An 18,856-nucleotide genomic window follows, 5' to 3' on the forward strand; every position below is an offset into this window, starting at 1 on the left:
GGATTTTTACTAAAAAATTAATCCATTTGACGACGCAAGAAAGCAGGAACATCAAGTTGAGAAATTACTTCTTCGTCAAATCCACCGCTAGCCTTGCGTAAATTCATATAGCTATTTTTTTTACTTTCTTCTTGTTCTTTAGCGCTTTCTATTTCAGCTTTATCTTCAAAACCTGTAGCAATGATAGTTACTTCAACACGATCGCCCATACTTTCATCAGTAGTTGCACCAAAGATTACTTTTGCATTTTCATCTGCTATATCGCTAATACTTTGAGTAGCTTGTGAAATCTCTATCAATGAGCATTCAGGGCCAATTTTATAATGGATAATTACGCCCTTAACACCTTTCATAGTCATACCGTCTAATAATGGAGATTCTATAGCACTTGATAATGCATCCATGATGGCATTTTCACCTTCTCCATGACCTACACCCATTAAAGCTAAACCTCTATGGCTCATAACAGTTCTAACATCAGCAAAGTCAACATTAATATCGCCATCTTCTAAAAGGATAGACACCATACCTCTAACAGCTCTAGCTAAGATATCATCTACTAGTTTAAATGCTTCTTTTATGCCTGCTTTTTTTGGAAGTATGCTAAGAAGTTTTTCATTTTGGATTACAATGATAGAATCACTTTCTTTTTTTAATTCAGCCAAGCCAGCTTCGGCTAATTTTTTTCTTTGCTTTCCTTCAAAAGCAAAAGGCATGGTTACAACCGAAACAGTTAATGCACCTACTTCTTTAGCAGCTTGTGCTACAACAGGAGCTGCACCTGTACCAGTTCCACCACCAAGACCTGCTGAAATAAACACTATGTCACTTTGACTTAAAGCAGCTTTTACTTCTTCAAAACTTTCTCTTGCGCTTTCTGCTCCAATTTCTGGTTGCATGCCAGCACCTAAACCTTTGGTTTTTTTCTCGCCTAGTTGAATTCTAGTCTTTGCTAAAGATTTAGCTATAGCTTGTGCATCGGTATTTGCTGAAATAAGATCAAGATCGTGCAAGCCCATATTTACCATATGATCTATCATGTTACCGCCACCGCCACCGCAGCCTATAACTTTTATTTTTGCACCTTTTGCGTGTTGCATTTCTTCTACTAGATATTCGCTCATTGTATCTCCTATTAGAACTGGTTTATTAGTTTATTCCAAAATTTATGCATAAAACCTGATTTTTTATCTTTTTTGGTTTCAACTTTTGTTAATTCTGCTTTTTCCTCTTCAAAGTCTTTTTGATCTTGAAAAATTTCTTCAAAATCTTTGTTCTCTTCTTCATGCTCTTCTATGGTAAGATTTTGTTTAATCTGTTTATTGATAAACTCAGGTTCTCCTTTATATCTTAGTTTCTCATTAGAATCTAACTCATAAGGAGTAAAATGTCCACCACCATATAAGCAAAGACCTATAGCACAGCTATTTTCTGCATCTTCAAAAATTTCTTTAAAGCCATCCATAGTATCTTTTTTTGCGGTCGCTATTCTAACAGCTTTATTATCAAAATAAGCTGAAGCAAGTTTGTCAAGTCCTGCAAATTTTGTCATTCCACCTGTTAATACTATGCCTGCTCCTGCTTGATTTGCGCAAGCATTATCGCTTAACATTTTAGCTAAAATAATAATAGTTTCTTCAATTCTTGCATAAATAACATTAGATATGACTTCTATTGAAACTTCATTTTTTCTTTTTTCATCACCCATATATGGTATTTGTATGATAGAATTTTCATTTTGTGCCAAAGATGCGTAGTTTAGTTTTAATTTTTCTGCTTCTTTTGGTGGAGTATGTAAAGCTATAGATAAGTCATTAGTGATATTTACTGAGCCAATTTGTAAGCATTCATTATAGCGTATAGAATTACCTGCATGGATAACCATATCACAAACCGCTCCGCCCATATCGATTAAAATAGCACCTAGCTCTTTTTCGCTATCATCAAAACATGCAATAGAAGAAGCATAGCCTGAAAGAACGATATTATCTACTCTAAGATCAGCAAGCTCAACTGCTTTTTTTAGATTTTTTATATGCACTTCTTGTGAGATTACAATATGTGTAGAAACTTCAAGACGATTTCCGCTCATTCCTAAAGGATCTTCTACATGTTCAAGATCATTTACTTTAAAATTATAAGGCAATACATGAATGATTTCATATCCACTAGGTATATTTGCGGTATGTTTTGCTGTGCTTACTGCTCTGTGAATTTCCTTAATACCTATTTCATGATTTGGTATATTAACTACTCCTATGCTGTCTACGCTTTTTGCATAAGCACCTGAAATAGATACAATTACCTTATCATAATGTACGCCTGACATCATTTGTGCATCAGCTACTGCTTCTTCTATAGATTTTGAAGCAAGTTCTATATTGGTAATTGCTCCCTTTTTTATACCATTTGATTTTGATTTTCCAAAACCAATGATTTTAAGTCCTTCTTCGTTTTTTTGTGCCAAAATAGCACAAGTTTGTATTGAGCCTAAATCGATTCCTAAAATATTCAATTTATATTTCCTTTATAATAGCGTTGGATTGGATATAATTCTATAAGTTTTTTTAATAATTCTTCCTTAAGTAAAGCTTGCTTGGTTTGTTTAGCGCTTTGTTCTATGATGAATTTATAAATTTCTTCTTTATTTTTATTTTCTAAAGTTTGCTTTGTGATTTCATAAACTATTGCTTTATCATCAAACAATACATAAGATTTAGCTTTGTTTGAGTCAAATACATGCATTAAAAACTCACTAAATTCAGCATCATTCATCATATCACCTACTTTTGCATTTTTAGCTGAGTCGCGACTATAAGTTCCTATGTCTATGCCTTGGAAATTATCTAGGGTAAGTTTTGCTTTTTCTTCCAATAAGGCTTTGGTTTTTTCTTTGATGTAAAGTTTGCTTACTTCATTTTTAGCTTGCTCAAAAGTCATAGTTTGTATAGGATTTATTTTTATAACTTTTGCAACCATATAGCCATTTTCAAATTTAAAAGGCTTAATAAAATCATTTTCTTTAGCTTTTTGTATATTTTCTAAAGGATAATAAATATCAGCATCGCTGATTGTGATATTTTTATCAAAATTAAGCTCATTTTTTCTTAAAGCTACATAGTTTTCGTTAGCTTTAAGTTTGAGTTTTGAAAGCTTTAAATCCTTTATAACTTTATCTTTGCTTTGTTCTAAGCTTAGAATTTTACCTGCAAAATCTTTATAATCATTTTTATTTTCTTCATAGTAAGTTTGGATTTCTTTATCATCAATTTTAATTATATCGGGGTTTAAAAAATAGGTTGCAAGCTCGTAACTTTTTTGTGTTTTATAAAGCTCTTTATTTTTCTCCCAAGTTTGTTTTAACTCTTTTTCATCAATTGCTATGTTTTTATTATCAAGTTTTATAGCTTGAACTTTTAAACTATCTTGCATTAAAAAACTTGCAGCAAACATATCAAGTTCATTTGGTTTGATTTGTAAATTTAAAATAGTATTGATTTTTTTAAGTAATAACTCATCGTGTATGATTTTTTCATAAGTTTTTGGTGTATAATTGTTTCTTGCAAGAAGATTATAATATAAATTTTTATCAAAAACACCTGAAGCATTATGAAAGATTTTTTGATGTGCTAAATCATAAGCAATCTCTTCCTCACTCACATTTAAACCTAAGGTTTTAGCATAAGAAAGTAATAGTTTTTCTTGTATAAGTTCATTGATAGCTTGGGTATCTAAGCCATCTTTTTGTGCCTGTTCTTGTGTGTAATTGCCATTGTTTAACTGAGAATAATAGCTAAATAATTGAGAATATTTAAGATTAAACTCATCATAGCTGATTTTTTCATTGCCTACTTTTGCAACAGAATTTGATCTGTCAGTGTTAAAATCATAACTCCCCCAACCAACAAAACCTGCTCCAACAAAAGCAATAACACTAATCCAAATAGTTACAACTAAATATTTTTTATGATGCTGCATCCAAGTGAGCATTTTAACCCCAATCTAATTAAATAAATTAAACCATAAATTATAGATAATTTGTGATTAATAAAAAATTAATTTTAAAAGATTATGATAAATTTGTTTCAGCTAAATGGATAATTTTGCAAGAATTTTCAATTAAATCTATAATTTTGCCTAATTCATAGCTTGTTCTACCATAAGCAAAGATACCATAACCTTTTACAACAACAAAATTTTGTTTTTGTTCTAGCATATAGCGATAAATTTCAGTTTGTGACCTATCCTCCCAATCCTCATAATTTTTAGGGTTATAAACTCGAATTTCTTCTAAAAAAATTTCACCAAAATAATCTTGAGGCGTTATAAAATCATGATTTAAACTCATGGATAAGGTATAAGCTGGACAAGCAAAACATATAAATTTAGCTTCAGGTATATTCTCATATATACTTTTATGGATTTCAGAATCACTACTAGCTTCATCCCAGCTGTAATCTTTTGCAAATTTTAAAATACTTAGATTTTTTTCATTTAGTTGATTTAAAAATGCATTGTTTTTATTGATAATAAACGAACCTTGAGATAATTTAGCTGAAACTGAACCATGACAAATTCCAAAAAAATTTTTTTTAAACATTGAGGCAGAAAGCATTGTAATTTGAGAAATGATATTTTCTTTATTCATTAAAAACCTTGTTTTAAACTTTGCTAAGATATTATACTAAAAAAATTAAAGGGTTTATTTTGCAAAGTCCACATATTCCTGTTTTATTGCAAGAAGTTTTAGATGTTTTTGATGATTTTGATGGTGGAGATTTTTTAGATTGTACTTTAGGTTATGGAGGACATTCTAAAGCATTATTGCAAGCTCATAAAAAACTAAGATTAATTGCTTGTGATAAAGATTTAGAAGCTTTAAATTTTTCTAAAGAATTTTTAAAAAATTTTCAAGATAGAATAAGTTTTAACCATATAGCTTTTAAAGATATTTTAACTCAAATTCCAACGCAAAACTTAAGAGGAATTTTAGCTGATATCGGTGTATCTTCTTTGCAGCTTGATAAAAACGATAGAGGTTTTTCGCTAAATTCTGATTTTTTAGATATGAGAATGGATCAAAACAATCCTTTAAGCGCTAAAGAAGTGGTGAATTCTTATAGCAAGGAAGCTTTGGAGCGAATTTTTAAAGACTATGGAGATTTAGCGCCGGTTGCTTCAATGCTTGCTCAAAAAATTATCAATGCAAGAAGCCAAAAAGAGATTGCAAGTGCAAAAGAATTAAGTCAAATCATAGGAAATGCTAAGTTAAAAGGACGCAATGTATCTTTAGCTTTGCTTGTGTTTCAGGCTTTACGTATAGAAGTGAATAATGAGCTTGGCGAGTTAAAATCCTTACTTGAAAGTATAGAAAAAGCAAAATTAAAAGATTGTAAATTAGCTATTATTAGTTTTCATTCTTTAGAAGATAGGATAGTAAAAAATACTTTTAAAAGATGGGAAAAAGACTGTATTTGTGATGAAAGAGCCATAAAATGTGAATGTGGTAAAAATCATAGTCTTGGTAAAATTTTAAGTAAAAAAGCTATAAGTGCCTCCAAAGAAGAAATAAGCTATAATAGTAGATCAAGTTGCGCAAAAATGAGAATTTTTTATTTTAGGTAAATAATGGTTGAAGAAGACTTTTTAAAAGAAAAACAAAATATACGCGAAAAAATGTTGAAATATTCTAGGGCTATTAAAGAAGGTAGGCCTTATGAGGAATATGAGCAAAATTTCAATGAAAGCGATCGCATATTAAAAAATAGAATACAGCGTAAAAAAAGACCTAAATTTACAGATTTTGATGAAGAATACGAAGAAAAACCTAAAAAACAATCCGCTATTTATTTAAAAGAAGATTTGATTAATGTTAAATTAGAAGAAAAAAAACCTTTTAAATTACAACTTAATTTTTTCAAAAAACAAAAAGAAAAATTTGATAAAAAAAATATTGCAAATTCTAAAATGCTTAAAAGTAGCAAATCGCCACAAGAAGTAAAAAAAGTAGAAAAAAAAGATTCTATCCAAATATCTAAAATTCTTACTCAAAGTAATGTTTTTGTCACTTCAAAATTTCAAGATTTAAAAGAAAAAAGAAAAGAAAAAGTCAAACTCAAACAAGAATTAAAAGAGCAAAAAAAAATCGAACAAGAAAAAATAAAAAAAGCTCAAGAAGAATTAAAAGAAAAAGAAAAATTAGCTAAGCAAGAGCAAAAAATTTTAGAAGAAAAAGTAAGGCTTGAAGAAAACCAAGAATATAATCAAGAAGATAAATACGAACTTTTAGATAGCATAGTAAGCGAGGAAAATAAAAATTTAAGTCCTAAAAATTTATTATACGCAGGTTTAATGATAGCATTTGCTTTGTTGATATTTTTCCCACAAATTTACATCAGAAATCAAATTTATTATGTAAGTAGAGATATAGCGGATTTAAGATCACAAGAACTTGTTTTGGATGAAGAAAATAAAGAACTTCGAAGGCAACTTGAAATGCTTTATTTTCAAAATCAAGTTTTAGACTTTTTAGATTAATCTTGTGTTTGAATGATTTTTTCTAAAACATATTGCTCAAGTTGGTTTTTTGGAATTTCTTCTTTAATAGCTTGATTATAAATATTTTCTGCTATTTTTGAGTATTTTTCATAAGCAAAATATGGAAAATGTAAAGCCCAAGCTTTTTTTAGTAATCTTTTGCTAATGATTTTTCTAGTGTAAATTTTAAAAATATCATAGCCAATAAAAACACAAGCAGTGACAAAAATAGCACTTAAAATGCTAATATGAAAATCAATAATTGTTAAAAAATAATGTGTAATTAAAATTAGAGGAATGATAATTAAAGCACAAAAAAATGCATAAATAAGATAAGAATTAAACACTTTAAATTTAAAATTTAATTTCGCAGGATCTACCATCATACCTTCATTAAGCAAGGCGTTTGCTTCTAGTAAATCTTTTAAATTAACAGGTTGATTTGAAACTTTAAAAATAAAGTTTAAAATAAATTCTTGTATTTTCATTGTTTTACCTAAAATTAGTATGTGATTTTTGTGATTTTAACATTTTTGTTTTTAAATAAACTAAATTTTAAGTCTTGCAAATGAAATCTTGTGATAAAATTTATGTTATTTTAATATCAAAACGGAAGAAAAATGGCAGATTCTAGATTTATGATGAATGTAAAAGGTATAGCTAAAAGTTTTATACCTAGAAAAATTTATCAAAATCAATTGCAAAATATTTTTAAAAAAATTTTAAAATTAAAAAATATAGATAATGTTATTACTCGCTTAAATTATTATAATCTGCAAAATGATTTTTTTGATATAAAAAATTTTCAAAATTATGAAAAAATAGGAAAATTTCCTTTTAAAAAAACTTCCTATGCTTATGATGCTTATGCAATTAGTAAATATTTTAATGATGATTTTTTATGGATTAAAGGTTTTGGGGATATTAGTTATAATCTTAAATATCCAAGCATAGCTAAATCAAGACCAGTTGAAAATGGCTTTAATAATATCATTTTAAAATTAGATAAAAACAGACATTTTGATTTTATACAAGATAAAAACCAATTTGAAGATAAAAAAGACTTACTTTTTTTTAGAGGTGCGATTTATCAGCCTCATCGTATTAAATTTTTTGAAAAATATTTTGATAATTCTCGTTGTGATATTGCTCATGTTGGCGGTAGAAAAATTCAAGCCGAAAAATGGATTAAAAATTTAAATTTTAAAATCAGCAGAGCTTATCAAACCCAGTTTAAATTTTTACTTTCATTAGAAGGTAATGATGTAGCAAGCAACTTAAAGTGGGCGATGAAAACAAATTCTTTAGTTTTAGCTCCAAAAATGCGCTATGAAACTTGGTTTATGGAAGGAAAGTTAGTTCCAAATGAGCATTTTGCTTTAATTGATGATGATTATGAAAATGTAGAAGCTTTGCTTGATTATTATTTAGCTAATCCACATAGAGCAAAAGAAATCATTCAAAATGCCCATGTTTACATAGAGCAATTTTTAGATGAAAAGATAGAATTTTATATAGGAATTTTAGTTTTAGCTAAGTATTTTTATTATTCTAATCAGCTTGATTTACCAAAAGATATTGTTGATTTATTTGATTAAAAGGAGGGTTTATGCAAGAAATGGAAATAGTATTTTTAAATGATGAGTTCGTAAAAGCTAGCGAAGCTAAAGTGAGTGTTTTTGATAGAGGTTTTATCTTTGGAGATGGAATTTATGAAGTAGTTCCTGTGGTAAATGCAAAAATAGCTGATAAGGAAGAATTTTGGGAGCGTTTTGAGCGTAGCTTGGCTCAAATTGAATTAGAAATTCCTTATACAAAAGAAGAATTTGAAAATATTTTAGAGCAATTAATCATTAAAAACTCTCTTAAAGAAGGCGGGCTTTATATGCAAGTTACTAGAGGGGTTGCTAGTAGAAATTTTGCTCTTTTAAAAGGTTTAAAACCTACTATTATGGCTTTTGCTTTTGAATGTAAAGTGATTGAGCATGAGTGTGCTAAAAACGGGGTGAGTGTTATTTCAACAGCTGATTTAAGATGGAAAAGAAGGGATATAAAATCTATTTCTTTATTAGCTCAATGTCTTGCAAAAGAAGAAGCTATAAAAGCTAAGGTTTTTGAAGCATTTATGGTGGAAAATGCTTTAGTAACGGAAGCTTCTAGTAGTTCAGCTTTTATTATAAAAAATAAAACTTTAATCACTAAGCCATTTTCTAATGAAATTTTACCAGGAATTCGCCGTAAAAATATCTTGAAATTTGCAAAAGAACTTGGTCTTAAAGTAGATCAAAGAGCTTTTAGTATGAAAGAAGTATATGAGGCTGATGAGGTGTTTATTTCTGCGGCTACTTTTTTGATTTTAGGTGTTATAAAAGCAGATAGCAAGGTGATTAACGATGGTAGGGTAGGCTTTTATACTCAAAAGCTAAGAGAAAAATATGTAGAAAAAATCCAAAAAGAGGTTGTTTAATCAAAACCCGCATTAGTAAATTCTTTAGGATTATCAAGAGCGTAGCGGAATTTTTCCCAGTCTATTTGTTTATCCCAAATAGCTACGATTAAAGCTGCTACGCTATTACCACATAAATTTCCCACCGCACGAATTTCAGACATAAATTTATCCACGCCCAAAAGTATAGAAATAGCAGCCACGGGTAAAACCTCGCCTAAGCTTGCTCCTAAGCCATTGTTAGCTTCTGCTATATGCATATTAGATAAAGCCGCAAGTGTGCTTCCTAGTATAATAAAACCTGAACCAGTTACACCAACTGCACCTTTTGAAGCTATCATTAGTACGATTAAAATGCTAATTTCATGCGTTAAAGAAAGCTCCACATTAAAAGCTTGCGCAAGGAAAATCAAGCTCATAGCTAAATAAATATTAGTACAATCAAGATTAAAACTATATCCAGTTGGTAATACCAAGCCCACAGTGGCTTTTGAAATTCCTGCTTTTTCAAGTTTTCTCATAAGCGGAGCTAATGCTGATTCGCTAGAACTCGTGGCAAAAACTATCAAAACTTCTCTTGAGATAAAACGCATAAATTTAAAAATATTAACTTTGGCAATAAAACAAATAAGTCCTAAAACTCCAAAGATAAAAAGCAAAGAGGCAAGCAACATAACAATAAGCAAATAACCCAAATTTAATAAAGAATCAAGTCCATATTTTGCTACTAAAAAAGCCATCGCAGAAAAAGCGGCAATAGGAGAAAAATACATAATGATTTCTAGAATTTTAAAAACAAAGCTTTGCATTATTTCTAAGGTTTTTTGTATAGCTTTTCTCTCATCAATTCTCATAAGTGAAATAATAAAAGCACAAGCTAGAGCTATAACTAAGATTTGCAAGGTTTTTCCTTCGCTAAAAGCAGCGATGATGTCAGTAGGTATGGCATCATTTAAAATATGCAAAATCTCATTTTGTGCACTTATTTCTATATTTTTATTGACAAATTGAGCCACACTTTCTTGATCTAGGGTGCTTGGATCAAGGTTCATTCCTTTTCCAGGTCCCATAATATTTGCCATAAAAATACCAATAGCTAAAGCAAAAGTACTCACTACTTCAAAGTATAGCAAGGCTTTAGCACCTATACTTCCAACTTGTTTTAAGCTTTCAAGACTAATAACTCCTAAAACAATAGTTAAAAATATAATAGGTCCTATGAGAATTTTTAAAGCTTGTATAAAATAATCTACCCCGATTTTACTAGCTAATGCAAGTTCTTTATCTAACAAACCAAGGCTAATACCAGCTATAATTCCTATAATTACCCAAAAACCTAAATTTTTTAACATTTTTTTGAGCTTGCTTGGTTTTTCATGGGTAATTACTAGCACAAAAACTCCTTGAAATTTTAAAAACGACACATATTAGCAAAGAAAAACTTATTTTTATGATTAAAATAAATAAAAAATAAACAATAGTCTTAAAAATAAGAATTTTTTAGCTTATTTTGTAGCTAAAAGTAGCATTTTGTAGTATTTTTGTATGATTTATTATGAAATAAATAATGATAATGTTTATCTAAATTTAAGAAAGCTAGTACTATACTTGCGACTATGATTTTAAAAATGAATATCATTTCGGAGTAAAATAGTGTTTAAGAAAATAAGTTTATTAATGATTTTTTTATTTTGTTCTATTGTTTATGCTAGAGAGATTGATTATCAAAAAGAAGCTCAAGCGATCAAGCAAATTTTAAATGAAAGTATGATCTTATATAAAGAAAATAAAAATTTAGAAGCAAAGAAAAAAGCAGAAGATGCATATTTTCAGCATTTTGAAACCATGGAAGGTTCTATTGGGCGTAATGTCGGTAGAAAAGCCATTATTATGGAACGTAAATTTATTAATTTAAGAAAAATGTATAAAGATAAAGAAGATTTTCCTAAAATAGAAGCTTTGATTAGTAGTTTGTATTTTGATTTAGATGAAATAGTTCCTATTTTAGAAAAAGGCTTTCAGCTTAAAGCTGAAGCTAGTGATGTAAAATATGATAAAAAAGCAGCTGAAAGCTCATCTTTAAAAGCAGAAAAAGAGCGCCAAGCGCAAGCTGAGGCGATGTTTGCAGCTTTGCTTGGAGAAGATGTTAAAGAACAAACTTCACAAAACTCAACTCAAAGTTTGGTTGCTCAAGAACAAAACACTCAAAAAGATGAAGCATTGCTAGCTTTACAAGAAGCTTCGGCTTTGGATACAAGATTGCAATTTTTGATGGATTCAATGATTTCAAAGCTTGATCAATCTGCATTAGCTTTTGTAAATAAAGACTATCAAAAAGCTAAAGATTTGATTCAATCAGCATTATTTGAAGACTATAGAAACTCAAAAGTAGAAGTTTTAGTAGCAAGATATACTAAAGCAGGAGTGGATAAAAAAATTCAAACCAAGCTTAGAACTATTATAAGAAAAATCAATGCTAATACTTTAGATGAAAAAACTATCAGAGATGAAATTTCAAATATATCAGATTTACTATATGAAGCGTTTTTAGCTTTGCCTAAAGAAGAATTAGCCTTGCTTCAAGTTAAAGGTTTTGATGAAAGTGTTATGAGTGCTAAAAACTATACTAAAGTATATGATGATATGAAAATTGCTCTTAATGATATTTTGCAAAATTATGAGGGATTTAGTTTAAATAGCATAGATGCTTTGCAAAATGTGTATTTGGATATTTTTGAAGCAAGTGGTATGGAAAGTAAAATTGGTGCTATTGATAGTGCTTTAAAATTAAAAATAGAAAGTTATTTTTCAAAAGGTGTTGCGCTTATTAAAGCAAGTGCCTCTAAAGAAGAATTAAAACAAAATTTTGATGAGCTTAGTACATTAGTAGAAAGCTCTTTGGATAAAATTCAAGAATCTTCACCTATGTCTTTATTTATATGGGCTTTAGGTATTATTTTAAGAGAGGGTTTGGAAGCTTTAATTATCATTGTAGCTATAGTTTCATACCTGGTTCAAAGTGGCAATAAAAAGCGTTTAAATATAGTATATTCAGCACTTTGGAGTGGAGTGTTTTTAAGCTTTGTAACGGCATTTTTTATATCATGGATTTTTAAAGAACAAGCAGGGCAAAGTAGAGAGTTACTAGAAGGTATTACTATGCTTGTGGCTGTTGCATTGTTATTTTATGTAGGTTTTTGGCTTTTATCAAATGCACAAAATAAAAAATGGGCAAATTATGTAAAAACTCAAGCAGTTGAAGCTATCTCAAATAATTCAGCAAAAACCTTATGGTTTAGTGTGTTTTTAGCTGTATATAGAGAAGGTGCTGAAACTATTCTTTTTTATCAAGCTTTATTGTTTGATGCAAAAACAAGCACAGATTATAGTTTTATATTTATAGGATTAGCTAGTGGATTAATCATACTTATAATACTTTATTATTTATTAAAAGCTGGTGCTTTAAAAATACCAGTAAAACAATTTTTCTATATAACTTCATACATTATTTTTTATATGGTCTTTGTCTTTACAGGCAAAGGCATTGGTGAGCTCATAGAAGCTAAGGTTATCACCCCAAGCTTACTTCCTTTTGATTTTGAAGGAATTTTATGGCTTGGAATTTATCCTTACTATGAGAGCATCATACCTCAGTTTATGGTTTTAATCTTACTCATTATGGGTATTTTTATAACAAAGCAAATTTCAAATAAAAGGGAAAAAATATGAAAAAAACTTTATTAAGTTTAGGCGCAGCAGCTAGTATTTTAGCTAGTTCAGTTTTTGCAGCAGAGGTGCCAATTGGCGATCCTTATGAGTTAAATGGTATGGAAATAGCAGCGGTTTATTTACAACCAATCGAAATGGAGCCAAGAGGGATTGACCTTGCAGCAAGTTTAGCAGATATTCACCTTGAAGCAGATATTCATGCATTAAAGGGCAATAAAAACGGCTTTCCAGAAGGCTTTTGGATTCCTTATTTAACTATAGCTTATAAGCTAACTAATCTTGATAATGGTAAAGTAAAAACAGGAACTCTTATGCCTATGGTAGCAGATGATGGCCCTCACTATGGTGCAAATTTAAAAATGGATATAGGCATAGGAAATTATGAGTTGGTATTTTTAATAGAAAGCCCAGAAAAACAAGGTTTTGGACGCCATGTTGATAAAGAAACAGGTGTTGGTAAATGGTTTGAGCCATTTTCAGTTAAATACAACTTCAAATATACAGGAAAACCTAAGTGATTCTTCCCTAGCTTTTTGCTAGGGTTTATTTATAAAATTATTGATTTTATAAATAAATTCTATCAAAGAAGAGCCTATGTCGATTTATTTTGTACATTTTTTTGGAGTATTTTTTTCTTATGCGCTTTTAAGTGCTTTATTTTTTTATAATTTAAAAAATTCTTTAGTGTTTAAACTTGCTTTTGTGGGTTTTGTTTTTTCTTATTTTGCTTTTTTTATTAGCGCTAAAACACTAAGTTATGATTTGTTATATTTTTCTAATGATATTTTATTTGTTTTATTGTCTTTGGGTATTATTGTTTTTTCTTTTATAAAAAATAATTTTTTAAAAGAAAAAATTCAAGCAATATTGCTTTTTTTATTATCTTTTGTTTTTGGTATAAAATACTTACATATTTCTATAGACTTTCCTATATTAAGCACTAATTTTTTAGATTCTTTAGCGATTAGTTCTTTTGGGCTTATTTTGCTTGCTTTTGTTGTGTGTTTTGGGACTTATCTTTTTACAAGATGGCTAAGAGAATTTAAATTTAAGTTTTTAAATTTATTTTTATTTATTATAGTGATTTTTTATCTAAATGAAGCCTTAGCTCAAATTTTATTACACCTTATGAGAGAAGGTATGATAGAAACAGAAAGTTTATATTTAAGCTATGTGGCAAAAAGTGTATATTATACTAAATTTTATACATACATATGGTTTTTATTATTATTTATTTGTATAGTCTTAGCTCTAAAGCAAAGAGTAAGTGAAAACACCAAGAAAAAAGATTTTGATATAGAATTTAGAAAAAATCAAGCAAAAAATTCAACTATAACTAGCTTTAGTGCAAGTATTTTTAGTGCTATGATTTTAAGTCTTTGTATTTTTCTCTTTTATGACTTACATGCTTCAAGACCGGTAACCATAGATGAGCCAACCTATGTAGAGCCAAATGAAAATGATGAATTTGTCTTTGATGTAGCGATTTTAAGAGATAATAACTTACATCGCTTTGCTTATATTAGCGATGAGGGTAAGGTAGTGAGATTTTTCTTGATTAACAAAAGAGAAGATAAAGATTCGCCAGTAGCAGTTTTTGATGCTTGTAGTATATGTGGAGATATGGGGTATGTTAAAAAAGGTGGAGAGTTAATTTGTATCTCATGTAATGTTAGAATTTTCTTACCAAGTGTAGGTAAAGCAGGTGGGTGTAATCCTATCCCTATGAAATATAAATTTGAAAATGGTAAGGTTATCATACCTTTTTCAGAAATTTTAGATGGGGTAAATTTTTTCACTCAAGTAGTAGAAAAGAAAGTTTATGATCCTATTGATAATACTGAATTAATTAATTTAAAAGCACCAAGATCTTATGTTTATAAAGGAAGAACATATTTTTTTGCTAATGAAAAAAATTATGAAGAGTTTAAAAATGATCCTTTAAAATACATCGATATGAATAAAACTTCAAAATATAGAATTCATAATTTATTAGGAAATGACTATGCAAGTTAAGATTGTAAAAAATTCCATTTTTCAAAATAAAATTCAAAAATCTCTAGCCTTACTAACGATTTTTTTAGCTACTTTGCTTATGGCTACGATGTTAAATCTTACTTTGGGTATAGGTAATGAAATCACAAAAGAACTAAGAAGTTATGGATCAAACATTTTAGTTTTACCTAAAGGTGCAAGTTTAAGTGTAGAAGTGGGTAATAAAATCTATGAGCCTTTGAAAAATCAAAATTTTTTAGAAGAAAGCAAACTCCATACTATAAAAGAAATTTTTTGGAGAAATAATATCAATGCCTTTGCGCCATTTTTAGATACTCAAGTAAAAATTCAAACTCTAAATGCAAATTATGAAAATATCTCTTTAGTGGGAACTTATTTTGATAAAGCTATAAAGGTGCAAGATGATGATGATTTTTATGCAGGTATTAAAGAATTATACAAATATAGTCAAATCAAAGGAAATTACCCAAAAGATGATAGTTTAGATGAAGTAATGCTAGGAAAAGATTTAGCACAAAAGTATGATTTAAAAATAGATGATGAAATTACCCTTTTGCAAAATGATCAAATTTTTAAAGTAAAAATTGTTGGTATTATAGACTTAACTCAAGCCTTTTCAAATAAAATTATCACTTCTTTACTTTTAGCACAAAAGCTTTCTAAAAAAGAAGGTTTATTTGCCAAAGCAGAAGTTTCAGCTTTAACTATACCTGAAAATGATTTAGCGCAAAAAGCAAGACGCGATGTAGATAGTCTTAATCAGCTTGAGTATGATCAGTGGTATTGCACTGCTTATGTAAGTTCTATTGCTTATCAAATAGCAGAAGATTTTAAAGGTGCTAGTACAAAAGTAGTAAGTGCGATTTCAGATGCAGAAAGTTTGATAGTATCTAAAATTCAATCTTTAATGGCAGTAGTTAGCATTATATGTTTAATTGTAGCTTCTATAGCCATATCATCTTTAATGAGTGCGGATATTTTTAGAAGAAAAAGCGAAATAGGACTTTTAAAAGCTTTAGGTGCTAGTACTTTGCAAATTTATATGATTTTTGCGTTAGAAGGGGTTGTGGTAGCTTTAGTTGGGGCTGTTTTGGGCTTTGCTTTTGGTGTGGGAGTTTCAGAAGTTATTGCTCTAAGTATATTTGATCATACTATTGCTATATCTTGGATTATTTTACCAATTTGTTTATTTTTTGCGGTGCTTATAGTATTTTTAGGATGTTTGTTTTCTATCAAAGGAATTTCTAAACTTTCTACTTCAGAGGTTTTATATGGCAAATAATTTTTTTATGCAAGAGGTTTTTAAATCTCTTATTTTTTCTTATAAAAGAGTTTGTATTATTTTTATAGCTGTGTTTATGGGTGCTATGGTCAGTGCTTCATTTTTTAATATTTATTTTGATATTGACACAAAATTGTCCAAAGAATTGAAAGCTTATGGAGCTAATTTTATCATCACGCCAAAAGATGATGAGTTTTTAAGCATGGATGAATTTAATCAAGCTAAAGAAAACTTGAAAGCAAAAGCTTTAACCCCATTTTTATATGGTTTTTATAATCTTGAAAGTTCAAGTGCGGTAGTTGTTGGGGTTGATTTTGCAAATTTAAAGCTTACCAAGCCTTTTATGGAAGTTTTAAAAGGAAGTTTCTCTTTGAGTGATTTTAGTGAAGATAGTGCCTTTGTGGGAGCGGATTTAGCTAAACAACTTGAACTTAAAATAGGACAAGAATTACAAATTTATAACCCAAGCATTTCTAAAATAGTCAAAGTAAAAATCAAAGCCATTTTAAGAAGCAATGATGAGCAAGATGGCGTTTTAATCATCTCTTTAAATAAAGCGCAAGAACTAGCAGCTAAAGAAGTGATAAATTATGCTCAAGCTATTTTACTAGGCGATTATGAAAGTTTAGATCAAAAAGCAAAAGAACTTAGTAAGGGCAATGCAGAAGCTAAAGTCATAGCCTCAGTATCCATTAGTGAAGGTGTGATTTTAGAAAAGATTAAAGCTTTAATGGCTTTGATTAGCTTAACGATTTTACTCATTAGTTCTTTGAGTGTAAATACTACTCTTAGTGCAGTGATTTTTTCAAGAAAAAAAGAAATAGCCTTACACCTTGCACTAGGAGCTAAGCATAAAGAAGTTATTAAACTTTTTGGAGCTGAAGTATTTATTTTAAGCTTGAGTGCGAGTTTGCTCGGTGCTTTTTGCGGATATTTTTTAGCAAATATTTTTGGGTATTTGATTTTTAATGCAAGTATAGATTTTAGATTGCTTTCAGTATTTTTTGCGGTGCTTGTTTCTTTAGTATTTGCATTTTTTGCAAGCATCTTACCGCTAAAAAAAGCTTTAAAAATCAATGTTTGTGAAAATTTAAAGGGTGAGTGATGAAAAATATTATAAAAATTTCAAATTTAAATCGTAATTTTAATGAAGTTAAAGCTTTGCAAAATATCAACCTAGAAGTAAAGCAAGGCGAATGGCTAGCCATTATGGGTCCATCAGGTTCAGGTAAATCAACACTTTTAAATATACTTTCTTTGATGGATACTCAAAGTAGTGGGGAGTATTTTTTAGATGATAAAGAAGTTGGAAATTTAAGTGAAGAAGAAAAAAGTGTGATTAGAAGAGAAAAAATAGGTTTGATTTTTCAACAATTTCATTTAATACCTTATTTAAATGCCTTAGAAAATGTCATGCTAGCGCAGTTTTATCACTCAAGTATAGAGCAAAAAGACGCTATAATGGCACTAGAAAAAGTAGGGCTTTCACACAGACTTACGCATTTACCTAGTCAACTAAGTGGCGGGGAGCAACAAAGGCTATGTATAGCAAGAGCTTTAGTGAATGATCCTGAAATTTTATTAGCAGATGAGCCAACTGGAAATTTAGATGAGGCAAATGAAAAAAACATTCTAGAGCTTTTTTGTAAATTAAAACAAGATGGCAAAACCATAGTTTTAATCACTCACAATCCAGACTTAGCCACATTTGCTGATAGAACTATCATTTTAAGTCATGGAGTAATGAAAAGTGAAAATTAAAAGTATAATTTTAGCTTGTTTGTGTTTAGTTTTTTTAAGTGCGTGTTTTGAAAACAACAATAAAAATGGCGGTAAAATAGGTCTAAAAGCACCAGAAATCGCAGCTAAAAATTTAGAAGGTGAGAAAATTAAACTAGCTGATTTTGATAATCTCATTGTTTTAACTTTTGTAGAGCAAGGTTGTGCTTCTTGTTTAAAAGATTTGCCACTTTTAGAAAAACTAGCTAACGAATACCCTAAAAAAATCACTATTTTGGCACTTGATTCTATAGATAAGGGGAAAGATTTTGAAGAATTTGCTACAAAATATGATTATAAAAATATTATATTTTTGCAAGATGATTTAGATATATCGTGGCAAAGATTTAGCGTTTTTGCGGTGCCAACTACTTTTGTCATTAAAGATGGAGTTGTGCAAGATAAAATCATAGGAGAAAAACCATGGTCACAGCTAAAAGCTTCTATTGCTTCTTGGCTTTAATAGGAATTTTTTTCTTTAGTGCATGCTCAGATAATGAATTTCAAACCTTAAATTCAAATCAAAATTATACTTTTAAATATGATGGTTTTGAAAAAACCTTAAAAATACAAAATACAAATCAAGCTTATGCTTTATTTTTTTTCACGCAAGATTGTGGTGCATGTAATGCACAAATTCCTATGCTAAATGAACTTTATAAAGAAAGAAATTTTTCTATTTTAGCAGTGTTAAATGGAGCTAAGTCAAAAGAAGAAGCTCAAAAAATTCTTTTGGAAAAAAAGCTAGATTTGCCACTTTTATATGAAGCTAAAGCAAGCTCGTTTTTGTCTAAAGCAGTGGGTGGAATTTATGGTGTGCCTGTGATAGTTTTTTATGATGAAAAAGGCAATATGAATGAAAAATTCATCGGACTTACTCCAAAAAGTGTTTTAGAAAACAAGATTAAATTTTTACAATAGATTTAGGTATTTTATAAAGTATATTTCGGTAAAAAATAATTTAAAAATTTATAGCACTATTTTTTTACTCAAAAAACCTATTTTTCAATATTTCAAAGCCATTATTTTTCCTTATCATCATAGCAATATTTTGTTATTATCATTAT

Annotated in this window: 18 protein-coding genes; 12 read left to right on the plus strand and 6 right to left on the minus strand. The window is 29.1% G+C overall.

What is annotated here, in order from left to right; all coding sequences use genetic code 11:
• Positions 1-17 precede the first annotated feature (17 nt).
• The 4 genes from ftsZ to L8X40_RS02950 all read right to left on the minus strand — a co-directional run bounded on the left by ftsZ (position 18) and on the right by L8X40_RS02950 (position 4,648).
• A complete protein-coding gene (ftsZ, locus tag L8X40_RS02935; RefSeq protein WP_039626779.1) occupies positions 18-1,124 on the minus strand; it encodes a cell division protein FtsZ in 1,107 nt (368 codons plus the stop codon).
• 11 nt (positions 1,125-1,135) lie between these two features.
• Positions 1,136-2,515, minus strand: coding sequence for a cell division protein FtsA (gene ftsA / locus L8X40_RS02940; RefSeq protein ID WP_087699999.1), 1,380 nt, complete (start codon positions 2,513-2,515; stop codon positions 1,136-1,138).
• Complete coding sequence (locus L8X40_RS02945) at positions 2,512-3,990, minus strand: peptidylprolyl isomerase (protein WP_263667264.1); 1,479 nt, start codon at positions 3,988-3,990, stop codon at positions 2,512-2,514. Before L8X40_RS02945 ends, ftsA begins: the two co-directional genes overlap by 4 nt.
• Before the next feature lie 79 nt (positions 3,991-4,069).
• Complete coding sequence (locus L8X40_RS02950; protein WP_087700003.1) at positions 4,070-4,648, minus strand: class II aldolase and adducin N-terminal domain-containing protein; 579 nt, start codon at positions 4,646-4,648, stop codon at positions 4,070-4,072.
• 59 nt (positions 4,649-4,707) lie between these two features.
• Between L8X40_RS02950 and rsmH the strand changes: the two genes are divergently transcribed.
• Positions 4,708-5,625, plus strand: coding sequence for a 16S rRNA (cytosine(1402)-N(4))-methyltransferase RsmH (rsmH, locus tag L8X40_RS02955; protein WP_087700005.1), 918 nt, complete (start codon positions 4,708-4,710; stop codon positions 5,623-5,625).
• 3 nt (positions 5,626-5,628) lie between these two features.
• On the plus strand, positions 5,629-6,537 hold the full coding sequence (locus L8X40_RS02960) for a hypothetical protein (protein ID WP_192866630.1): 909 nt from the start codon (positions 5,629-5,631) through the stop codon (positions 6,535-6,537).
• On the opposite strand, the gene L8X40_RS02965 is transcribed toward L8X40_RS02960, so the two are convergent.
• Complete coding sequence (locus L8X40_RS02965; RefSeq protein ID WP_087700007.1) at positions 6,534-7,025, minus strand: hypothetical protein; 492 nt, start codon at positions 7,023-7,025, stop codon at positions 6,534-6,536. The two genes, L8X40_RS02960 and L8X40_RS02965, sit on opposite strands and share 4 nt — an antisense overlap.
• Positions 7,026-7,157: 132 nt before the next feature.
• On the opposite strand from L8X40_RS02965, the gene L8X40_RS02970 reads away from it, so the two are divergent.
• Together L8X40_RS02970 and L8X40_RS02975 are read left to right on the plus strand one after the other, a co-directional pair.
• Positions 7,158-8,135 (plus strand): glycosyl transferase family 90, encoded by a 978-nt coding sequence (locus L8X40_RS02970; RefSeq protein ID WP_263667266.1) that lies wholly within the window; start codon positions 7,158-7,160, stop codon positions 8,133-8,135.
• An 11-nt stretch (positions 8,136-8,146) separates the two neighbouring features.
• The gene (locus L8X40_RS02975; RefSeq protein ID WP_263667267.1) at positions 8,147-9,004 is read left to right on the plus strand and encodes a D-amino acid aminotransferase; all 858 of its coding nucleotides are present in this window, start codon (positions 8,147-8,149) and stop codon (positions 9,002-9,004) included.
• Here the strand turns inward: L8X40_RS02975 and L8X40_RS02980 are convergent.
• Positions 9,001-10,335, minus strand: coding sequence for a cation:dicarboxylate symporter family transporter (locus tag L8X40_RS02980; protein ID WP_263667275.1), 1,335 nt, complete (start codon positions 10,333-10,335; stop codon positions 9,001-9,003). The genes L8X40_RS02975 and L8X40_RS02980 overlap by 4 nt on opposite strands.
• 325 nt (positions 10,336-10,660) lie before the next feature.
• Between L8X40_RS02980 and L8X40_RS02985 the strand changes: the two genes are divergently transcribed.
• The 8 genes from L8X40_RS02985 to L8X40_RS03020 all read left to right on the plus strand — a co-directional run bounded on the left by L8X40_RS02985 (position 10,661) and on the right by L8X40_RS03020 (position 18,710).
• Positions 10,661-12,712 (plus strand): FTR1 family iron permease, encoded by a 2,052-nt coding sequence (locus L8X40_RS02985; RefSeq protein WP_263667268.1) that lies wholly within the window; start codon positions 10,661-10,663, stop codon positions 12,710-12,712.
• A complete protein-coding gene (locus L8X40_RS02990; protein WP_263667269.1) occupies positions 12,709-13,230 on the plus strand; it encodes an iron transporter in 522 nt (173 codons plus the stop codon). The genes L8X40_RS02985 and L8X40_RS02990 overlap by 4 nt, the downstream gene beginning before the upstream one ends.
• A 76-nt stretch (positions 13,231-13,306) precedes the next feature.
• Positions 13,307-14,728 carry a Fe-S-containing protein gene (locus tag L8X40_RS02995; RefSeq protein WP_263667270.1) on the plus strand — a complete coding sequence of 474 codons (1,422 nt, stop codon included), beginning with the start codon at positions 13,307-13,309 and terminating at the stop codon, positions 14,726-14,728.
• On the plus strand, positions 14,718-16,010 hold the full coding sequence (locus L8X40_RS03000) for an ABC transporter permease (RefSeq protein WP_263667271.1): 1,293 nt from the start codon (positions 14,718-14,720) through the stop codon (positions 16,008-16,010). Before L8X40_RS02995 ends, L8X40_RS03000 begins: the two co-directional genes overlap by 11 nt.
• Positions 16,000-17,115, plus strand: coding sequence for an ABC transporter permease (locus L8X40_RS03005; RefSeq protein ID WP_263667272.1), 1,116 nt, complete (start codon positions 16,000-16,002; stop codon positions 17,113-17,115). Before L8X40_RS03000 ends, L8X40_RS03005 begins: the two co-directional genes overlap by 11 nt.
• Positions 17,115-17,771, plus strand: a complete 657-nt coding sequence (locus tag L8X40_RS03010; RefSeq protein ID WP_012661870.1) for an ABC transporter ATP-binding protein — start codon at positions 17,115-17,117, stop codon at positions 17,769-17,771. Before L8X40_RS03005 ends, L8X40_RS03010 begins: the two co-directional genes overlap by 1 nt.
• Positions 17,761-18,252 (plus strand): TlpA family protein disulfide reductase, encoded by a 492-nt coding sequence (locus tag L8X40_RS03015; RefSeq protein WP_087700022.1) that lies wholly within the window; start codon positions 17,761-17,763, stop codon positions 18,250-18,252. The genes L8X40_RS03010 and L8X40_RS03015 overlap by 11 nt, the downstream gene beginning before the upstream one ends.
• Entirely contained in the window at positions 18,213-18,710 is a 498-nt protein-coding gene (locus L8X40_RS03020) for a TlpA family protein disulfide reductase (RefSeq protein WP_087700024.1), read from the plus strand. The genes L8X40_RS03015 and L8X40_RS03020 overlap by 40 nt, the downstream gene beginning before the upstream one ends.
• Positions 18,711-18,856: the final 146 nt, after the last annotated feature.

The organism is Campylobacter sp. CNRCH_2013_0855, from assembly GCF_025773025.1.
Lineage (GTDB): Bacteria > Campylobacterota > Campylobacteria > Campylobacterales > Campylobacteraceae > Campylobacter_D > Campylobacter_D jejuni_C.

What these genes read in the sequence shown, in the direction of transcription:
- L8X40_RS02970 (WP_263667266.1), top strand. Translation starts at nt 7,158, where the DNA reads ATGGCAGATTCTAGATTTATGATGAATGTAAAAGGTATAGCTAAAAGT.
- L8X40_RS02950 (WP_087700003.1), bottom strand. Translation starts at nt 4,648, where the DNA reads ATGAATAAAGAAAATATCATTTCTCAAATTACAATGCTTTCTGCCTCA.
- L8X40_RS03000 (WP_263667271.1), top strand. Translation starts at nt 14,718, where the DNA reads ATGCAAGTTAAGATTGTAAAAAATTCCATTTTTCAAAATAAAATTCAA.
- ftsZ (WP_039626779.1), bottom strand. Translation starts at nt 1,124, where the DNA reads ATGAGCGAATATCTAGTAGAAGAAATGCAACACGCAAAAGGTGCAAAA.
- L8X40_RS02980 (WP_263667275.1), bottom strand. Translation starts at nt 10,335, where the DNA reads ATGTTAAAAAATTTAGGTTTTTGGGTAATTATAGGAATTATAGCTGGT.
- L8X40_RS02985 (WP_263667268.1), top strand. Translation starts at nt 10,661, where the DNA reads ATGATTTTTTTATTTTGTTCTATTGTTTATGCTAGAGAGATTGATTAT.
- L8X40_RS03020 (WP_087700024.1), top strand. Translation starts at nt 18,213, where the DNA reads ATGGTCACAGCTAAAAGCTTCTATTGCTTCTTGGCTTTAATAGGAATT.
- L8X40_RS02960 (WP_192866630.1), top strand. Translation starts at nt 5,629, where the DNA reads ATGGTTGAAGAAGACTTTTTAAAAGAAAAACAAAATATACGCGAAAAA.
- L8X40_RS02945 (WP_263667264.1), bottom strand. Translation starts at nt 3,990, where the DNA reads ATGCTCACTTGGATGCAGCATCATAAAAAATATTTAGTTGTAACTATT.
- L8X40_RS02965 (WP_087700007.1), bottom strand. Translation starts at nt 7,025, where the DNA reads ATGAAAATACAAGAATTTATTTTAAACTTTATTTTTAAAGTTTCAAAT.
- L8X40_RS03005 (WP_263667272.1), top strand. Translation starts at nt 16,000, where the DNA reads ATGGCAAATAATTTTTTTATGCAAGAGGTTTTTAAATCTCTTATTTTT.
- L8X40_RS02975 (WP_263667267.1), top strand. Translation starts at nt 8,147, where the DNA reads ATGCAAGAAATGGAAATAGTATTTTTAAATGATGAGTTCGTAAAAGCT.
- L8X40_RS02995 (WP_263667270.1), top strand. Translation starts at nt 13,307, where the DNA reads ATGTCGATTTATTTTGTACATTTTTTTGGAGTATTTTTTTCTTATGCG.
- L8X40_RS03010 (WP_012661870.1), top strand. Translation starts at nt 17,115, where the DNA reads ATGAAAAATATTATAAAAATTTCAAATTTAAATCGTAATTTTAATGAA.
- L8X40_RS02990 (WP_263667269.1), top strand. Translation starts at nt 12,709, where the DNA reads ATGAAAAAAACTTTATTAAGTTTAGGCGCAGCAGCTAGTATTTTAGCT.